Annotated in this window: 15 protein-coding genes; 7 read left to right on the top strand and 8 right to left on the bottom strand. The window is 41.0% G+C overall.

The genetic code is table 11. The features are described 5' to 3' along the window. Window positions 1–42: 42 nt before the first annotated feature. Together PE36_RS03065 and PE36_RS03060 are read right to left on the bottom strand one after the other, a co-directional pair. The gene (locus tag PE36_RS03065) at window positions 43–1,986 is read right to left on the bottom strand and encodes an exoribonuclease II (RefSeq protein WP_006030489.1); all 1,944 of its coding nucleotides are present in this window, start codon (window positions 1,984–1,986) and stop codon (window positions 43–45) included. A 72-nt stretch (window positions 1,987–2,058) separates the two neighbouring features. Beyond that, window positions 2,059–2,538, bottom strand: coding sequence for a glutathione peroxidase (locus PE36_RS03060; protein ID WP_006030488.1), 480 nt, complete (start codon window positions 2,536–2,538; stop codon window positions 2,059–2,061). Between the two features lie 282 nt (window positions 2,539–2,820). On the opposite strand from PE36_RS03060, the gene htpG reads away from it, so the two are divergent. The 3 genes from htpG to hemH all read left to right on the top strand — a co-directional run bounded on the left by htpG (window position 2,821) and on the right by hemH (window position 6,703). Then, window positions 2,821–4,731 (top strand): molecular chaperone HtpG, encoded by a 1,911-nt coding sequence (htpG, locus tag PE36_RS03055; RefSeq protein ID WP_006030487.1) that lies wholly within the window; start codon window positions 2,821–2,823, stop codon window positions 4,729–4,731. Between the two features lie 186 nt (window positions 4,732–4,917). Continuing rightward, complete coding sequence (adk, locus tag PE36_RS03050; protein ID WP_006030486.1) at window positions 4,918–5,562, top strand: adenylate kinase; 645 nt, start codon at window positions 4,918–4,920, stop codon at window positions 5,560–5,562. Window positions 5,563–5,722: 160 nt separating this feature from the next. Next, complete coding sequence (hemH, locus tag PE36_RS03045; protein WP_043993775.1) at window positions 5,723–6,703, top strand: ferrochelatase; 981 nt, start codon at window positions 5,723–5,725, stop codon at window positions 6,701–6,703. A 10-nt stretch (window positions 6,704–6,713) separates the two neighbouring features. On the opposite strand, the gene PE36_RS03040 is transcribed toward hemH, so the two are convergent. The 3 genes from PE36_RS03040 to PE36_RS03030 form a co-directional block, all read right to left on the bottom strand. After that, the gene (locus PE36_RS03040; RefSeq protein WP_006030484.1) at window positions 6,714–7,019 is read right to left on the bottom strand and encodes a hypothetical protein; all 306 of its coding nucleotides are present in this window, start codon (window positions 7,017–7,019) and stop codon (window positions 6,714–6,716) included. Window positions 7,020–7,213: 194 nt separating this feature from the next. Then, window positions 7,214–8,542, bottom strand: a complete 1,329-nt coding sequence (argA, locus tag PE36_RS03035; RefSeq protein ID WP_006030483.1) for an amino-acid N-acetyltransferase — start codon at window positions 8,540–8,542, stop codon at window positions 7,214–7,216. 76 nt (window positions 8,543–8,618) lie between these two features. Beyond that, window positions 8,619–8,933, bottom strand: a complete 315-nt coding sequence (locus tag PE36_RS03030; RefSeq protein WP_006030482.1) for an HI1450 family dsDNA-mimic protein — start codon at window positions 8,931–8,933, stop codon at window positions 8,619–8,621. Window positions 8,934–9,126: 193 nt separating this feature from the next. Between PE36_RS03030 and aroG the strand changes: the two genes are divergently transcribed. Both aroG and PE36_RS03020 read left to right on the top strand, forming a co-directional pair. Further along, on the top strand, window positions 9,127–10,188 hold the full coding sequence (gene aroG, locus PE36_RS03025) for a 3-deoxy-7-phosphoheptulonate synthase AroG (RefSeq protein ID WP_006030481.1): 1,062 nt from the start codon (window positions 9,127–9,129) through the stop codon (window positions 10,186–10,188). A 108-nt stretch (window positions 10,189–10,296) separates the two neighbouring features. Then, a complete protein-coding gene (locus tag PE36_RS03020; protein WP_006030480.1) occupies window positions 10,297–10,791 on the top strand; it encodes a DUF3085 domain-containing protein in 495 nt (164 codons plus the stop codon). Window positions 10,792–10,890: 99 nt separating this feature from the next. Here the strand turns inward: PE36_RS03020 and ylqF are convergent, their stop codons facing one another. Both ylqF and PE36_RS03010 read right to left on the bottom strand, forming a co-directional pair. After that, entirely contained in the window at window positions 10,891–11,817 is a 927-nt protein-coding gene (gene ylqF, locus PE36_RS03015) for a ribosome biogenesis GTPase YlqF (RefSeq protein WP_006030479.1), read from the bottom strand. A gap of 317 nt (window positions 11,818–12,134) precedes the next feature. After that, entirely contained in the window at window positions 12,135–13,046 is a 912-nt protein-coding gene (locus PE36_RS03010) for a LysR family transcriptional regulator (RefSeq protein ID WP_006030478.1), read from the bottom strand. Between the two features lie 160 nt (window positions 13,047–13,206). Between PE36_RS03010 and PE36_RS03005 the strand changes: the two genes are divergently transcribed. Both PE36_RS03005 and tdh read left to right on the top strand, forming a co-directional pair. Further along, window positions 13,207–14,397 carry a glycine C-acetyltransferase gene (locus PE36_RS03005; protein WP_006030477.1) on the top strand — a complete coding sequence of 397 codons (1,191 nt, stop codon included), beginning with the start codon at window positions 13,207–13,209 and terminating at the stop codon, window positions 14,395–14,397. 88 nt (window positions 14,398–14,485) lie between these two features. Next, window positions 14,486–15,511, top strand: a complete 1,026-nt coding sequence (gene tdh / locus PE36_RS03000) for an L-threonine 3-dehydrogenase (protein WP_006030476.1) — start codon at window positions 14,486–14,488, stop codon at window positions 15,509–15,511. Between the two features lie 275 nt (window positions 15,512–15,786). Here tdh and PE36_RS02995 read toward each other — a convergent pair whose 3' ends face one another. After that, window positions 15,787–16,485: an ABC transporter ATP-binding protein gene (locus tag PE36_RS02995; protein WP_085983521.1), complete on the bottom strand. Its 699-nt coding sequence runs from the start codon at window positions 16,483–16,485 to the stop codon at window positions 15,787–15,789. Between the last annotated feature and the right edge of the window lie 20 nt (window positions 16,486–16,505).

Raw genomic sequence — 16,505 nt, 5'->3', positions numbered from 1 at the left:
CGAGGGCAAATGACCTTGCCCTCGTTAACAGCGTTGTAGCGATTAACTCGCTATTCTTTCAACTGGTTTAGCAACAATGTTACGTTTTTCTTTGTTGATTTCAGCAATGTTAACGTAAATCACGTCACCTAGGCTGTATTCAACTTGATCTTTAATACTGATTTGGCCAGTTTCAACTAAGCATTTAACTTCTTTCTTATTATCATGTAATAAGCTAGCAGGGATAAATGCAACCGCGCCATTTTCAAGTAAACGCACGCGTAAACCACCACGGTTCACATCCATAATACTTGCTTCGAATGCTTGTTTGCTCTCTACTGCAGGTGTTAGGTAGTCCACGTATAACCACGATGAGATATCACGTTCAGCCATTCTGTGTTGACGACGACGTTCTGACATTAAGATCACTTCATCTTCAGTTGCAGACGGTGCAGAACCATTGGTCAATGTTGCTTTGATTAGACGGTGGTTAATGATGTCACCATATTTACGAATAGGTGACGTCCATGTTGCATAACCGTCTAAGCCCATCGCGAAGTGGCGTTCTGCACTTGCACTGATTATGCTGTAGCTTTGCATGCGACGTAAACGGCTGTCTAACGCTGGATTGGCTTTTTCAGCTAACGTACGTTGTAATTCAACATAACCCGGTAGTGATTGGATGTGCTCTTTAGTACATTCAATGCCATGCTCAGTTAATAATTCGACAACCAAATCAATTTTCTCTGGATCGAAACCTGCGTGGGTATTAAATACACCAACATCACCATTTTGACGGAATAAACGTGCCGCTGTAATGTTCGCTGCAACCATTGTTTCTTCGATCATTTGATTGGCAATACGGCGGTGCTCTACATGAATAGCCAGTACGTTACCGGTTTCATCTAGCTCAAAGCTGTAATCTGGTTGGTCAGGGAACACGATGGCATTGTTTTTACGCCATTGTTGACGATGACGAGCAAACGTAGCCAATGACTGTAGCTGTTCTGCCAGTTGTGCTTCAGGTTGCCATTCAGTTGATACTTCTTCTATCCAATTAGATACTTGGGTATAAGACAGTTTGTGCTGTGACGTGATCCATGCAGTGAAAAATTCAAATTCTTCTGCTAATGCACCATCTTCTTGAATAGTATAAGTACAGCATAATGTCGGGCGCTTTTCGCCAGCAACTAATGAACAAACGCTATCACTTAATTCACGTGGCATCATTGGGATATTACGACCCGGTAGATACACGGTGAAAGCACGTTCTGCTGCAATTTTGTTTAATTCTGAATCGGCAGGGATATATGATGTTGGATCGGCGATCGCAACCGTCACTTTTAAGTTGCCCTCTGCTGTTTTTTCAATAAGCAGGGCATCATCCATATCTTGTGTTGACGCTGAATCGATAGTAAAGAATGGCTTATCTGTTAGATCAATACGTGTTGTATCATCTTTAAATTCAACAGAATCTGGCATCGCTGGTACATCTTTAGCTAGATCTTGACGTGCTAGTGTTACCCACCATGGTGCATTTGGATCGGTTGCTGTTGCAACGAAACCCGTTACTTCAGCTGCAAAGCTACCATCTTTTAATGCGTGAGATTTTAGTTGTGCTACAACCCAGTCGCCGTCGTTAACTTTTTGCTTGCCCAGACCAACTAACTTAGCTCTAATTGGCATGTTGATAACAGGGCTGTCTGCAAGAACAGTTAGCTTATTTTTAGTCATACTAATACGGGCAATAAAACGCGTTAGCTTAGCTTCAACTAAGGTATCTGGTTCTGCCGATGTTTTATCGCCGTTAGTTTCGATATATGCTTTAATTCTATCGCCATGCATGATTTTTTTCATGTGAGGCGGGGCAATGAAATAGCTTTCGCCATCATCCGCTTCAAGGAAGCCAAAACCACGTTCAGTGCCTTTAACTGTGCCTTCTACACTCGGCGTGTTTTGGCGCATATTCTGTTTTAATTGAGATAGTAGTGGATTGTCGCGAAACATGTAAAGCCTTCCTATAATGAATTGCGCATACTATACGACAGAGCAGGGCTAAGTGCTAGCCCTGCGGAGGGCTTACAGCAGTTTCTCAATATCTTTTACCATGCCTTTTGGCGAGAGTGTCGGTGCAAAGCGATCGACTACATCACCGTCACGGTTAACCAAAAATTTAGTGAAGTTCCACTTAATGCCTTTACTACCTAACAACCCAGTGGCTTCTGACTTAAGCCATTTATAAAGTGGGGCTGCATTATCACCATTCACATCAATCTTGCTAAACATATCAAAGGTGACACCGAAATTAAGCTGACAGAACGCGTTGATATCAGCATCTGAGCCTTTTTCTTGTTGCTTAAACTGGTTGCAAGGGAACCCCAGAATAGCTAATCCTTTACTTGCATAGGTTTGCTGTAACTCTTCTAATTCGGCATATTGATTAGTGAATCCACATTTACTCGCTGTATTTACAATCAACACTGCTTGACCTTTATAATCACTGAGTTTTTTTTGTTCACCTGTGATCGTAGTTACTTCGAAATCATAAAGCTTAGTCATTTTAAGTTCCTTAATAATAGAATGAGCACGAGTGCTAATGTGTGATACTTAATTTAAGTTGTGCGCAATATATTGGTGGTTAGTATACTAATATGCAAGGACTTTATTATATTTAATGTTATTTTTTAGTGTGTTTTATAGTTGTTGCGTTAGAGGTCACAGATAAAAATTATAAACTGCCCTTGAAAACACTGATAACAAACCCATCTATCTATTAACAAATATATTCAGATAGTTTGTTATCTGAATATGAATCACCCCATTAGAACAAAGGAACAAGTAATGACTGATACAGTTAATACTGAGACTCACGGCTTTCAAGCTGAAGTTAAGCAACTGCTTAAATTAATGATCCATTCTTTATACTCAAATAAAGAAATCTTTTTACGTGAACTCGTCTCTAATGCGGCAGATGCAGCCGATAAACTTCGTTTTAAAGCATTATCTGATAATAGTTTATATGGCGATGATGGTGAGTTACGCGTACGCATTTCGTTAGACAAAACGGCCCGTACAATCACGATTGATGATAACGGTATCGGCATGTCACGTGAAGACGTTATCTCACACCTAGGTACGATAGCACGTTCTGGTACCTCTGAATTCTTTGGCAACCTATCTGGCGATCAAGCGAAAGATTCGCAATTAATCGGTCAGTTTGGTGTTGGTTTCTATTCTGGTTTCATTGTTGCAGACATGATAACAGTGAATACACGTGCAGCGGGCGCAGCAGCGGACCAAGCGGTACAGTGGGAATCAGAAGGTGAAGGCGACTACCGTCTAACTAATATCACCAAAGAAAGCCGCGGTACTGAAATTATCTTACACTTGCGTGAAGGCGAAGATGATTTATTGGATGCATGGAAACTGCGTCAAATCGTAAACAAATACTCTGATCACATCAGTATCCCAGTTGAAATGTGGAAAGAAGAACAACCTGAATCAGATGGTCCTGACGGTGAAAAAACACCTGCAGTACCAGGCGAATGGGAATCGGTAACACGTGCAAGCGCATTGTGGACATTATCGAAAAATGAGCTGAAAGATGAAGAATATAATGAGTTCTATAAGCACATTGCCCACGACTTTGAAGATCCACTAACATGGAGCCATAACCGTGTAGAAGGTAAGCAAGAATATACTAGCCTACTTTATATCCCAGCGCGCGCACCATTTGATATGTGGAACCGTGAAAAAGAACACGGTCTAAAACTGTATGTGCAACGTGTATTCATTATGGATGACGCAGAGCAGTTTATGCCAACTTACCTGCGTTTCGTGAAGGGTGTGTTAGATTCAAACGATTTACCACTAAACGTTTCTCGTGAAATCTTACAAGATAATAAGATCACAACGTCATTACGTACTGCTTGTACTAAGCGTGTACTAACTATGCTAGAACGCATGGCGAAAAATGATGACGAGAAATACTTGAAATTCTGGAATGAATTCGGTCAAGTACTTAAAGAAGGTCCAGCTGAAGACATGGCGAATAAAGAGAAGATTGCTTCTTTATTACGTTTCTCTTCAACGTCTGTTGACGGCGCTGCACAAGAAGTTGGTTTCGGTAAATACATCGAAAACATGCAAGAAGGCCAAGACAAGATTTATTACATCACCGCTGATAACTACACAACTGCTGTGAAGAGTGCTTATCTTGAGATCTTCAAGAAAAAAGGCATTGAAGTATTACTATTAACTGACCGTATTGATGAGTGGTTATTATCACATCTAACAGATTTTGATGGTAAACAACTTGTATCTGTAACTAAAGGCGATCTTGACCTTGGCGCGCTAGATGATGAAGATGCGAAAAAAGAAAAAGAAGAAGCGACAGAAGAATTTGCAAGTTTCCTTGAGCGTGCGAAGTCAACACTAGGTGAAAAAGTAGCCGATGTTCGTTTAACTCATCGTCTAACAGAAACACCGTCTTGTATTGTTACAAATGAAGATGGCATGAGCAGTCAAATGATCAAGTTAATGGAATCTGCTGGCCAAGCTGTACCACCACAGAAGTACATTTTTGAGCTAAATCCTGAGCACGAAATGATTAAACGTGTTGCTGATGAAACAGATGAAACCGTATTTGCAGACTGGGTTCAGCTACTGTTAGAACAAGCACAGTTGACTGAGCGTGGTAGCTTAGATGATCCAGCGGCATTCATTGCACGCATGAATCGTCTTATCCGTTAAGTACATTTAACAAGATTTAACAGTGTGGATATGTTTTTTTAGCGTACTACTCACAAAGTTATATACAAAAAAGCAACAAAGCTGGGCTGGACTTGAACACATCGGATTTCACGTGTAGTCTAGCGTTTCTAAAATTTAAGCAGTTTAAGTAATTTAAACAAGTTAAAATCAATTTAAGGGCAATTTATGCGTATTATTTTATTAGGTGCACCAGGTGCAGGAAAGGGAACTCAAGCACAGTTCATCATGGAAAATTATGGTGTTCCGCAAATCTCTACTGGTGATATGCTACGAGCTGCTATTAAAGAAGGTTCTGAGTTAGGTCAAAAAGTTAAAGCTGTTATGGATAGTGGCCAACTAGTATCTGACGGACTAATTATTGAATTAGTTAAAGATCGCGTTAAGAAAGAAGATTGTGCAAAAGGTTTCCTACTAGACGGTTTCCCACGTACTATCCCACAAGCTGACGCTATGAAAGAAAACGGCATTGACGTTGATTTCGTACTTGAATTTGACGTGCCTGATGAAGAAATCGTTAAACGTATGAGTGGTCGTCGTGTTCACGCTCCTTCTGGCCGTGTTTACCACACTGTTTATAATCCGCCTAAAGTGGCAGGTAAAGATAACGAAACTGGTGACGAATTAACAATCCGTGTGGATGATGTTGAAGAAACTGTTCGTAAACGTTTAGGTATCTACCATGACCAAACTGCACCACTTATTGCTTATTATGGCAAAGAAGCGGAAGCAGGTAACAGCAAATATGTTACATTCGACGGTACACAAACTGTTGATGCGGTAAGCAAGCAATTAGCTGAATTACTTGGCTAGTCTGGCTCTTAATTGAGAGAGTATTCTGTCGATTAATTTGTATACGGTTATGAAACCTCGAGCGTGCTCGGGGTTTTTTTATAACTAAATCTCAGTGAGTTATTGGATCCAATACGCTTAATCACATAGAATGTGCATACTCGTTTAACGAATAGTGATTATGTGTAATATGACTAAGCAAAGTATTTTATTGGTTAACCTTGGTACGCCAGAATCGGCAACACCTGCGGGCGTTAAAGCTTTTTTAAAACCGTTTCTTTCTGATCCTCGCGTTGTTAGCATTCCACGATTATTTTGGTTACCACTATTAAACGGTGTCATTTTACCTTTGCGTTGTAAACGTGTTGCTAAAGCCTATCAGTCTATTTGGTTTGACGATGGTTCACCTTTATTACATTACAGTCTATTACAGCAAAAAGCCTTGTCTTCCTTATTCGAAGAAGCGGGTCAAAATGTCAATGTTGAACTGGCAATGACCTATGGTGAACGCAGTATTAAAGCGGCGATAGCTAAGTTACAGCAATCGGGTTCTGAACATATTGTGGTGCTTCCATTATTTCCGCAGTATTCGTCAACGACAACTGCGCCGGTATTTGATCAGGTAGCTCGCTATCTGCAAGCAACTATCGATGCTCCGAGTGTGAGCTTAGTGAAGCATTATCATAATCATGATACTTATATTGACGCATTAGCCCTAAGCATCGAACGTCATTGGCAAGAGAATGGCAGAGCAGAGAAGTTGTTACTGTCTTATCATGGCATCCCTAAGTTCCTTGTAGAAAAAGGCGATATCTATGCTGATCATTGCGTTGAAACAACCGCGCTGCTTTGTGCGCGTTTAGGTATTACCGAAGATGAGGTGGTACATAGTTATCAATCACGTTTTGGTAAAGCTGAATGGTTACAGCCGTATACCAATGAAACGTTAGTGAAACTGGCTGCAAGTGGCACTAAATCGTTAGATGTCATTGCACCTGCATTTGCGGTTGATTGCTTAGAAACATTAGAAGAAATGGCGATTGAAAACAAAGCAGTATTTGTGAATGCCGGTGGTGACGATTATCGTTTCATTGCTTGTTTAAATGACGATGAAGCACATATTCGTGCATTGCATGCCGTTGCGAGTGAATATTTACGTTAGTGCTATCGCGTTATTTAGCGCGGATCAAACTGTGTTTAGCATTGGTGAGCTTGACGCTAACCACTTCGGCACGCTTCATGTTAGCCACATTTTCTAAATCAGTGACAGAGTAGTGTTTATTCAGCATCCATTCCATCGGTTGCTGAAAATTATCTTCATCAACAATAAACGATTGGTTTTTTAGACCCCCTTCATCCACTTGCACAATCCATATGCGTTTTTTACTGTCGAGTTGTGCGAGTAATCGCTGACTGAAATAATTAAATTGCGGACTGAGATATTGCAATCCTCGCTGTAAGATTAACCGCAATGACATGTATTGAACTCTGATAAAGAATTGAAGAGGGATTATAGGCTTAAAGATTCGTTGTTTAATAGTGGTTAACGCTCATTATTAACAAGGCAAGTGTACCGAATTGTAACAAGCTGTGTGGTGGATGATAAAGAAGGCAGTAACAGATAAGACAGTAACAAATAGCTGATGCACTGTGTTTCGGTTACTGCCAGATCTTATAAATTCTTCATTAATATTTTCGAACGACGCTGTAAATTATACAACTCTTGCTTTTCAACGGGTAATCGTTCCAGTTCGACAGGTTCAAAACCGCGTTCTCTAAACCAATGGATGCTGTGTGTTGTCAACACAAACAGGCGATCCATGCCTTGTTGCTTGGCTTGTTTCTCGATTTCTTTGACCAATAAGTCACCACGACTCAAGCGTCGATATTCAGGGTGGGTTGCGACACTGGCCATTTCAGCAATATTACCAGAGAAACAATAAAGTGAAGCGCAGCCAATAATGGTGCCATCACGTTCGACCACGGTAAAGTGCTCGATATCTCGTAATAACTGCTCTCTGGTGCGTTGTACTAGCATCCCCTGGTCAACTAAGGGCTGAATCAGTAGCATAATGCCTGGCACATCTTCAATCTTTGCTGGTCGTGTTTGCTCTGCACTTTGACGTACGATTTGAGTACCGACACCATCGCGTGAAAACAGCTCTTGTAATAACGAACCATCGGTTTTGTAACTCACCAAATGACAACGGGGGACCCCTGCTACAGAAGCGTTGATTGCCGCGCGTAAGTAAGAGGCTGTGCCTGTGTTTATTCCACCTTCAGTTTCAAGTTCGGCTAAACGCTCTTGCGCTTGTTCAGGAAACATTTCTGAAATTAAATTGCCGTTATAATCGAGTACGCCCTGTGCAGAGCAAAAGTTAATTAACTTATGGGCATTGAGTTTGATGGCTATTTTTGTCGCCACTTCTTCTGCGCTCAGATTAAAACTCTCACCGGTGACAGAATAGCCGAGTGGTGGGATCACGGTGATCGCATTTTGCGCAAGTTGATATTCCAGCGCGTCAGTATCAACTCGGCGGACACGACCGGTATGGCAAAAATCAACACCTTCATCAACCCCAATTGGTTGTGCGGTAATGAAGTTACCACTGACGATATTGATTTTGACACCGTGCATTTGGGTATTGACCAGTCCCATAGAGAAAGCGGCGGTGATTTCATATTGAAGTTGACCAATAACTTGCTTAATTAACGGGAAGGCTTGCTCATCAGTGACGCGTCGGCGTTTATGAAACTGACTCTCGCAGTTATTATTCGCGAGTATGCTGTTGATTTGAGGACGTGCGCCAAAGACTAATACAATGCGAATGCCGAGAATATTTAATAAGGCAATGTCATTGACGATATTGATGAAGTTAGCATGTGCTATGGCTTCACCACTTAATGTCAGCACAATTGTTTTATCTCGATGCGCATTGAGGTAAGGCGCTGATTGCCGAAACCAACGTACTAACTGGTTATCTTGTTGACTCAATTCCATCTCCTTGGATTTAACTTTTTAGTCTAGCAGCTAATATTCCTTAAATTGAAGATGAAATCAAGTTATCGTAGATTGATTATTCAGTTTTCCAAAGAATATGGATAAACTTATCGTTGGCTTTTTTCTTTACTAGTACACGTCCGAATATATCATTGAGTAAGTCGTTGTCATCAACTAAGCCAATGTGTAATTCGCAGTATTCATTTTCATTAATACCCATTGCCACGTTTGCAGGCCAATCACTGCCAAGGTCGACGATGTCAACGGCACCGCGATCTTCGAATTGCATGGCAAATAAAATTTGATCTGCAGGTGATAATTGCTTTTGTGCATCCTCTAGGAAGGCGTCATAGGCAAAGTCAATTAGCTCGTCTTCAGTTTTTAATAGCATAGGGTTTCCAAATTTAACTTATTTGTGGTGGATTTTACCTTAATCTCGCTAAGATAAGAATATTTCTTACAATATCCACTGAATTTTTATGTGATTTGTAATTGCTTCCGAGTGAAATAGACGTTACATTGAATGCGGACAATATCACATTAGAGTATGAATGCCTGAGGGCGAATAAAGGAATATTATTAGTATGCATTATCAAACAGACGACGTCAGAATCCGTGAAGTAAAAGAATTATTACCGCCAATTGCAGTGTTAGAAAAATATCCTGCTTCTGATGATGTGACTAAAACAATATTTGAATCACGTAATAGCATTAGCCAAATTCTTAAACAAGAAGATGATCGCCTTTTAGTGATCGTTGGTCCTTGTTCAATTCATGACACTGACGCTGCATTAGAATATGCAGAGCGACTAGTGGCATTACGTGTAAAGTATAAAGATACACTCGAAATTGTGATGCGTGTTTATTTTGAAAAACCGCGTACAACGGTTGGTTGGAAAGGTCTAATCAACGACCCGTATCTAGATGACAGCTTTCAATTAAATGATGGTGTACGTATCGCTCGTAAACTGTTACTTGATGTGAATGCAATGGGTTTGCCAACAGCTGGCGAATTCCTTGATATGATCACGCCACAATATGTTGGTGATCTAATGAGTTGGGGCGCAATTGGCGCACGTACTACAGAGTCTCAAGTTCACCGTGAACTGGCTTCTGGTATGTCTTGCCCAGTTGGTTTCAAGAATGGTACTGACGGTACTATTAAAGTTGCTATTGATGCGATTGGCAGTGCAAACGCGCCGCACCATTTCTTATCAGTAACTAAATTTGGTCACTCTGCAATTATTTCGACAGCAGGTAACCCTGATTGCCATATCATTCTACGTGGTGGTAATAAGTCGACAAACTATTCTGCTGATGATGTAGCGTCAATTACAACTCAGTTAGAGTCTGCTAAGCAAGACGTTAATATCATGATTGATTTTAGTCATGCCAATAGCGAAAAGAAATTCCAAAAACAAATGGATGTTTCAACTGATGTTTCTGGCCAAATTAGTGCTGGTAATAAAGCTATCTTTGGTGTGATGGTTGAAAGTCACTTAATCGAAGGTCGTCAAGATCTGATTAATGGTAAAGTAGAAACTTACGGTCAAAGTATCACTGATGCTTGCATTGGCTGGGCTGACACCGAAACGATGATGGCACAGCTATCTGATGCAGTTGCTACACGCCGCGCAGTTAAATAAGCCAGCGATAACCTGACTTGCATTACAACGCGGTTTAGGTATATAGTCCTAGCATATTATAAAGCACAAACTTTGGTTTGTGCTTTTGTCATTAAAGAGCGCACCAAAATGAAACGAATTATATTTTCTCTTGATGAAGTTTTGCCGATTGAAGCTGAAGCGTTAGCAGCAAAGACTTTTACCCCTACTTATGATGATCTTTGGGACCCGACTAAGTTTAAAGGTTCTAAAGTTATTGATGAACACGGTAACAATGAAGTTGAAGCATTAAGTAAAGGTCTTAACTTCTGGCCAGATGTTAATCAACTGAACCCTAAAAAGCTAACAGCACAATTAACCTTGATGGCTGAGCACGGCGTTTTCATTATGAACAATGTTTCAAGTGATATCTCGCCAATCGAGCGTGGTACGTTAGCGTATGCACAAGGTTGCCACCCTGAGAACGATGCTGATTTTCAATTCAATCAAGATGAAGTTTTTGATGGTGAAATGGGTTCAATTACGATCCCTCTGGACTGGGTGAGCCGTTCTGTGAAAGCAGGCAAGAAACAGTTCATTATTGAACTTGGTGATGATGACGATGTACGTCTAATCATTAAATAAAGCATTAAATTAAATTGAATAAAAAAGCCTCTGGTTACTGTAACCAGAGGCTTTTTTATTTGTTCGAATAACGGTTAACGACTGTTTAATCTTTCTTGATTAACGACGTTTTTTCTTTGGCTTACGTTTTTTAATCTTCACGCCTTCAAGGGCTAAACGTTCAATCACTGCTTGTTTTTCTGCTTCAGCCATTGCTGGTGTTTCTAAACTGATGCGACAGATCTTAGCGGTGCGTAATTCATTGATTAAAATAGCTGCAGCTTTGTTTAAATCAACCAAACCACCAGGGCCTAAACAACCACGACCACGGCCAATATCTTCTAATAACTCTATGTCAGTCTTGTCTAGGTTATCTAGCTTGTAACGTGCACGCATTGCTTCTGGGTAAGTTTTACATAAGTATTCTGCTGCATACATACCGATGTCATCGTATTCAATCGCAGTATCTTTAATTGCGCCTGTTGATGCTAAACGGTAGCCAGAAAGTGGATTTTGTACTTTTGGCCATAACATTCCTGGAGTATCAGACAACACGATACCGTCGTCTAACTTGATACGTTGCTGCTGTTTAGTCACTGCAGGCTCGTTACCCGTTTTAGCAATAATACGATTGGCGAGGATATTAATCGTGGTTGATTTACCCACGTTTGGAATACCCATAATCATCGCTTTAATGACTTTATGTGCGCCTTCTTTATTTGGCACTAGCGCACGTATTAATTGCGGGATCTTTTTGATCTCAGACGGCTGTTGTGTCGTTAAGGCATAAGCTTTTACACCTTCTTCTAATTCTAAATATTCTAACCATTGCGCAGTAACGATGGGGTCTGCAAGGTCGCTTTTATTGAGAATTTTAATACAAGGGGTATCACCACGTAAATCGGAGATCATTGGATTCGAGCTGCTATAAGGGATCCGTGCATCAAGTACTTCGATAATCAGGTCCATTTGCGGCATAACTTCCGCGATCTCTTTACGGGCTTTGTGCATATGCCCTGGGTACCACTGAATCGTTTGTTTACTCATTTGAAATATAAGCCTTTTATTTTTATCTTTTTATCACATGGGGTACGCTGTGGGGTACTCAATGTGTAGGTCTGAAAGTTGGTTGCTAGAGCAGGCGTTAAATATTTTCTGCGATAGTCTGATAATTGCCGCTAGTTTAACTCAAATAGTGATCTTTATCACCAGTGGTTAATGCTTCTATCCAAGTAATTTAGCTAAGGGCCGTAAGGTAAGATTTAAGCCGCCAGTGATATTGGAATACTTGATACAATTTAACGCGTTCTAATAGCCGCATGTATGGTGATTCCCGATTGGCTCTGTGCTGCGCTTTCATAGCGTTAACACAAGTGCTGTATAGCGTAATCGATAAAAACTCTGAGCTTTGCTGGCATATATTTGGTTTGGGCATACTGCAGTGCAATTATTCCCTGATAATTACTCTTAATCGTCCAGTCACAGAGAACCTCTGTTACATCACCTTTGCTTATTGCTTCCTGCACGACGAAGTCGGGGAAAATTCCGATACCCAAGCCATTAATGACACCGTTTAGGCGCATTTGAGAGTGGTTGACTGCGTAACGGCCTGAGACTGTAACGGTATGGGATTCGTCGCCTTTCACAAAATCCCAGATGTGGTCGGTTTCATTCTCTGCTAAATATAGGCAATCGTGTTGTTTTAATTGTTCGGGGTGGGAAGGAATACCCTTCTCTTTTAGATAATCAGGGCTTGCACATAACACTAAGTAGGTTTTAGCAATCTCTTTTAGAACCAAATTTTCATCTGGCTTATCCGTTAGCATAAAGGCGATATCGATACCGTGTTCAAAGATATCGATTGGCCCATCAATAGCACGTAGCTTGAGTTGGACCTGCGGATACTGCTGTAAAAATGGAACGACAAAAGGCTGTAGCACCACATTTAAAAATGCCTCAGGTGCCGCAACGGTTATTGAACCTGCGGGTTTAGTATGTTCGATACTTGATATTTCAACAACTTGCTTCGCAGCATTAACCATAGGAACACATTGATCGTAAATCTTCTTTCCGGCTTCGGTAATGATCAGTTTTCTGGTCGTGCGTTCAAACAGTTTAACGGATAAGGCTTGCTCAAGCCGGGTAATGGTTTTACTCAGCGCAGAAGGGGTGACATTTATTTTCTTTGCTGCTGCAGTAAAACTGCCCTCCTGAACAACGAGAGTAAAACTAGCCAAGTCGGGTAATAAGGCGATCAGTTTGTGAAATATCATCATTCTATTTGTGCCTGTGTTTCACTAATGTTTTTCCATCTACAGGGATAATAGTCTTATATAGGATCAATTAGAATAGTTTTATAGTATAAATTATTTCATGGCTTGTTCGGCTGTTCTTAATAACAAGTTGTTTCAAATAAAGTTAAAAAGGAATATTTACATGACTTCTACATTCTACAATCAGATCAGTAAGCAGTTAGAACAAACTAAAGCTGATGGCCTTTATAAAAACGAGCGAGTGATCACTTCAGCCCAAAATGCCAACATTCAAGTGGCAGGTAATGAAGTTGTTAACTTCTGTGCGAACAACTATTTAGGTTTGGCTAACCATGCAGACCTTATTGCGGCTGCGCAATCAGGTTTAGATAGCCACGGTTTTGGTATGGCGTCAGTACGCTTTATCTGTGGAACACAGGATAAACATAAAGAATTAGAAAGCAAGATCAGTACTTTCCTAGGTATGGAAGATACTATCTTGTATACGTCTTGCTTTGATGCAAACACGGGTTTATTTGAGACGTTATTAAGTGCAGAAGATGCCATTATCTCAGACGAACTAAACCACGCGTCAATCATTGATGGTGTACGTCTATGTAAAGCAAAACGATTCCGTTACAAAAATAACAACATGGCATCACTCGAAGAGCAGCTTATTGCTGCCGATGCTGCAGGTGTGCGTCACAAGTTGATCGCAACTGACGGTGTATTTTCAATGGACGGCGTGATCGCGAATCTAAAAAGCGTTTGTGACCTTGCAGACAAATATAATGCACTGGTGATGGTTGATGATTCACATGCGGTTGGTTTTGTGGGTGAAGGCGGTCGTGGTACCCCTGAACATTGTGGCGTAATGGATCGTGTGGATATCATCACTGGTACATTAGGCAAAGCATTAGGTGGCGCGTCAGGCGGTTACACATCAGCTAAAAAAGAAGTCGTTGATTGGTTACGTCAGCGTTCACGTCCATACTTATTCTCAAACTCGGTTGCTCCTGCGATTGTTGCTGCATCAATTCGTGTTATCGACATGATGGAAGAAGGCCATGAATTACGTGTCAAAGTTAAATCTAACGCAGAACATTTCCGCCGTGAAATGAGCGCAGCTGGTTTTACACTGGCAGGTGCTGACCACGCAATTGTACCGGTAATGATTGGTGATGCGGCACTGGCTGCTGAAATGTCAGAGCGTTTATTAGCGGAAGGCATTTATGTTATCGGTTTCTCTTTCCCAGTGGTTCCACATGGTAAAGCACGTATCCGTACGCAAATGTCAGCAGCGCACAGCGTAGAACAAATTGATATTGCCATTGCCGCATTTACCCGTATCGGTAAAGACCTTGGCATCATCTAAATAGACAATTAATTAAGCTTCGAAGTACCTAGTACCTAGAGTCTAAGTATCGAAGCTTAATATCATCGAGACAAGTGGATTAAAGAAAATGAAAGCACTAGCAAAATTAAAACCTGAACAAGGTATTTGGATGACAGACGTGGAAAAGCCAACACTTGGCCACAATGATCTGTTAATCAAGATCCGTAAAACCGCGATCTGTGGTACCGATATCCATATTTATAACTGGGACGAATGGTCACAAAAAACCATTCCAGTACCTATGGTTGTTGGCCACGAGTATGTGGGTGAAGTTGTTGGTATCGGCCAAGAAGTTCGTGGTTTCACTCTCGGTGATCGCGTTTCTGGTGAAGGTCACATTACCTGTGGTCACTGTCGTAACTGTCGTGCCGGCCGTACCCATTTATGCCGTAATACGATTGGTGTTGGTGTTAACCGTGAAGGCGCATTTGCTGAATACTTAGTTATTCCTGCATTTAACGCATTCAAACTACCAGATGATATTTCTGATGACATGGCGGCAATCTTTGACCCGTTTGGTAATGCAGTACACACAGCGCTATCATTTGATGTGGTTGGTGAAGATGTATTAATTACTGGCGCTGGTCCAATCGGTATCATGGCTGCGGCAGTATGTAAGCACGTTGGTGCACGTAATGTTGTGATCACTGATGTGAATGAATTCCGTTTAGACCTCGCTCGCAAGATGGGTGTTACACGTGCAGTGAACGTAACAACAGAGTCACTGACAGATGTGATGGACGAGCTTAAAATGACAGAAGGCTTCGATGTTGGCCTTGAAATGTCAGGTGTGCCATCTGCATTTCGCGATATGCTAGACAAGATGAACCATGGCGGTAAAATTGCTATGTTGGGTATTCCACCAAATGACATGAGCATCGAATGGGGCAATGTTATCTTTAAAGGTTTAGTTATTAAAGGTATCTATGGTCGTGAAATGTTTGAAACTTGGTACAAAATGGCTGCATTAATTCAGTCAGGTTTAGACCTAACACCAATCATTACGCACCACTTCCCAATTGATCAATTCCAAGAAGGTTTTGATATTATGCGCTCAGGCATGTCAGGTAAAGTGATCCTTGATTGGGAATGATAAAAACATAACATCTACCCAGAGGCACTTGGCTTAATACCTGTCAGTTCTTAACTGACATTTTTTGCGTTCAAATTATTGCTACTATAATAGGCAGGTTTTACTTGGCTATTATAGTAAGTATCAATTATTCAAATCCTCAGAATTTATTTTATTCACAAGAATCTATTCTAAAACCACTCCATCAGCACAGGATGGCGGACTATATTATGTGGTTGTCCTTTTAGGTCATCGAGAGTGCATTGACTAAATTTTGCAACAGAATCGGCTACAGACTAAACCACACGTTCATCTGACACAATTTTTCCATCTTTAATATTGATGATGCGTTTGGTGCGCAACGCTAAAGCGTTATCATGAGTAACGATAATTAAGGTTCGACCTTCTCTGTGTAATTCATTAAACAAAGCTTCAATTTCGGCCCCTGATTTAGAGTCCAATGCGCCAGTCGGTTCATCAGCTAAGATAATTTGTGGGTCATTGACCAACGCGCGAGCAATTGCGACACGCTGCTTTTGACCGCCAGAGAGTTGATTGGGTTTATGATGCATGCGATCGCCCAACCCGACTCGCTCAAGCAATGCAGCCGCTTTTTTTCTTCTTTCTGTAGCTTTCACTCCACGATATACCAAGGGCAGTGCAACATTATCTAGTGCACTGGCGTATTCCAACAAATTGAAACTTTGAAAAACAAAGCCAATGTTCTGATTACGAATGCCTGCGAGTTGATTGCCACTTAATGCGGATACATCTTGGTTATTTAAATGATATTCGCCAAAGGTTGGTTTATCTAAACAACCGAGCATATTCATTAATGTTGATTTACCCGAACCGGAAGGCCCTAATATAGACAGAAATTCACCCTTGTTTATCGACAACGAGACGCAGTCCAACGCGCGTACTTCTTCATCACCACTTTTATAATGCTTGCTGATGCCAGTTAGCGTGACCAGTGTTTCAGCTGTAGAAAATATGTCATTTTTATTGTTATTAA

The sequence above is a fragment of the Moritella sp. PE36 genome (assembly GCF_000170855.1).
Classification (GTDB): domain Bacteria; phylum Pseudomonadota; class Gammaproteobacteria; order Enterobacterales; family Moritellaceae; genus Moritella.
The sequence above is the reverse complement of the archived record's forward strand: the minus strand, read 5'-3'. Positions and strand labels throughout refer to the sequence as shown.